General features: G+C 75.2%; 3 protein-coding genes. 1 reads left to right on the top strand and 2 read right to left on the bottom strand.

Annotated features, from left to right (window positions below):
* Window positions 1-174 precede the first annotated feature (174 nt).
* A complete protein-coding gene (locus VR44_RS36895; RefSeq protein WP_045952040.1) occupies window positions 175-717 on the bottom strand; it encodes a hypothetical protein in 543 nt (180 codons plus the stop codon).
* 126 nt (window positions 718-843) lie between these two features.
* Here VR44_RS36895 and VR44_RS36900 point away from each other — a divergent pair, with 126 nt between their 5' ends.
* A complete protein-coding gene (locus VR44_RS36900) occupies window positions 844-1,347 on the top strand; it encodes a VOC family protein (protein WP_045952038.1) in 504 nt (167 codons plus the stop codon).
* Between the two features lie 33 nt (window positions 1,348-1,380).
* On the opposite strand, the gene VR44_RS36905 is transcribed toward VR44_RS36900, so the two are convergent.
* On the bottom strand, window positions 1,381-2,181 hold the full coding sequence (locus tag VR44_RS36905; RefSeq protein ID WP_045952039.1) for a glutamate racemase: 801 nt from the start codon (window positions 2,179-2,181) through the stop codon (window positions 1,381-1,383).
* Window positions 2,182-2,312: the final 131 nt, after the last annotated feature.

Genomic DNA, 2,312 nt, shown 5'->3' on the forward strand with positions numbered 1-2,312 from the left:
AGCGCTTCCCGCGGCCCGCCGGGACGGCGTCCGCGGCGGCTGCGCTCGGGGTGTCCGCTACGGCTGGTCCGGCGGGCTGCGAGGGCTCGCTCTCGGCGGCCCGGGTGACACTGCTGCTCATCTGGCGGAGTGTACGTGGCCGTGCGCCAAGGGCTGGTAAGGCCACGGCCCGGTTCAGCGGGCGAGGGCGCGCAGGTGGGCGCGGATGACGCGGACCGCGTTCTCGGCGTCGTCGACGGTGACCGTGAACAGCTTGCCGTCCCCGAGCCGCAGCTCCACGCCCTCACCGCGCCGGACGATCACCGCGGTGCCCTTCTCCGGCCGCCAGCGGTAGCCCCAGCCGCCCCACTGCTGGGGGGTGACCCGGGGGAGGAACTCGGCGGCGGTGACATCCGCGAGGCGGATCTTGCGGCGCGGCAGCCCGATGTGGCCGCAGCGCACTTCCATGGCCTCGGCGTCGACGGTGACGGCCACGTACACGAAGGCGAGGGTGCCGTAGAGGATCAGCAGCCCGGCGGCCAGGCAGCCGATCACGGACATCAGCAGCGGAACGTATCCGGAGGCCCAGGAGTTGTCGACGGCCAGTTCGACGCCGAGCGCGAGGCAGGCCGCTCCGGCCGCGGCGAGCAGCCACTGCCCGCGGTTGGAGGCGCGGCCCGTCCAGAGGGGGCCCGGAGGGTGTCCCGTCATGAGCAGCAGCGTACTCACGTTCCGCATGTCCGCCACCGCCTCTGCGCCACTCGGCGCATCCCGCCACCGGGGGTGCGCGGGCGCGCGCCCCGTCCGGGTCCGCGCCTGCCCGCCCTTGACCTCGACCAAACTTGAGGTCTTACTGTCGCGGCCATGACACAGCAGACGCAGACGCACGCTCCGGGGCGAGTTCACGAGGAAACGGCCGGGATCGTTCCCGAGCGCTACCGGACGGCGGTGGTGCCGCACATCATGGTGGCCGACGCGGCCGCGGCCCTCTCCTTCTACGCACGGGCCTTCGGCGCCGTCGAGGACTTCCGGCTCGACGGCCCGGGCGGCACGGTGCTGCACGCCGAGATCCGGATCGGCGGGGCCGTGCTGATGCTCGGCGACACGGCCTCCGGCGGCCCGTTCTCCTCCCCGTCCGCGCTCGGCGGCACCTCGGTGGCCCTCCACGTGTACGTCCCGGACGTGGACGCCCTCGTGCGGACCGCGGTGGCCGCCGGGGCGGAGCTGGTCGAGGAGCCGGCGGACCGGTTCCACGGCGACCGCACCGCCGTCCTGCGGGACCCGTCGGGGCACCTGTGGGTGTTCCTCACCCACCTGGAGGACCTGTCCGGGGAAGAGCTGGCGGCCCGGCTCGCCGGATCCGCCTGACCGGTTCGGCGGCGGGCCCGCCTTCCCCCTCGGCTACCGGCCCACCGCGGCGCCGTGGTCCTGGCCGGCCAGCAGGCGGCCCTCCGCGTAGCCGAGGGCCGCGGCGGGGAGGGTGGACGGGCGGCCGGTGTGCAGGACGGTCAGGCCGCCGGTGCGCGGCAGCTCCGGTGCCGGACCGGCCCCGATCCGGCGCAGGGCCTGGACCGCGACGGCCTCGGCGGAGCCGTGGTACCGCAGGTCCGCCCCGCCGGTACGGGCGGCGAGGGCGGCCCGGATCGCCTCCTCGACGAGCTCGTAGTGCGTGCAGCCGAGGACCACGTCCGTCACGTCGGCCGGGGTGAGCTCGGCCGCGGCGGCCACCGTACGGGCGATGGCCTCCTCGTCGCCGTACTCGACGGCGTCGGCGAGACCCGGGCAGGGCACCTCGGTGACCCGGACCCCGGCGGCGAAGTCGCGGATCAGCCCGCGCTGGTACGGGCTGCCGGTGGTGGCGGGGGTGGCCCAGATCGCCACCCGGCCGCCCGCCGCCGCGGCGGGCTTGATGGCCGGGACGGTGCCGATGACGGGGATCCCGGGCTCCAGCTCGGCCCGCAGGGTGGCCAGGGAGTGCACGGAAGCGGTGTTGCAGGCCACGATCAGCGCGTCGGGCCGCAGCGCGGCGGCGGCCCGGGCGACGAGCCGGGCGCGCTCGGTGAGGTCGGCGGGGGTACGGGGGCCCCAGGGCATGCCGTCGGGGTCGGAGGACAGCAGCAGATCTGCGTCGGGCCGCAGCCGACGCGTCGCGGCGGCCGCAGCGAGGAGGCCGATTCCCGAGTCCATGAGCGCGATCTTCACCGGGTCACCTTAGTCGACGCCCCCGTCCACCGCCTCAATTCGAACCCGGCATAACCGTGCAAACGACACCATTACCTCCGGCATTCGCGGGCCTCCAATGCCTCCAGGGCCTTGGAGGCCCGCCCATGAGC

Source organism: Streptomyces katrae, from assembly GCF_000966975.1.
Taxonomy (GTDB): Bacteria; Actinomycetota; Actinomycetes; order Streptomycetales; family Streptomycetaceae; genus Streptomyces; species Streptomyces katrae.

Excerpts from the sequence above, each read along its gene's own strand:
- VR44_RS36895 (WP_045952040.1), bottom strand. The coding sequence starts at position 717 with ATGCGGAACGTGAGTACGCTGCTGCTCATGACGGGACACCCTCCGGGC.
- VR44_RS36900 (WP_045952038.1), top strand. The coding sequence starts at position 844 with ATGACACAGCAGACGCAGACGCACGCTCCGGGGCGAGTTCACGAGGAA.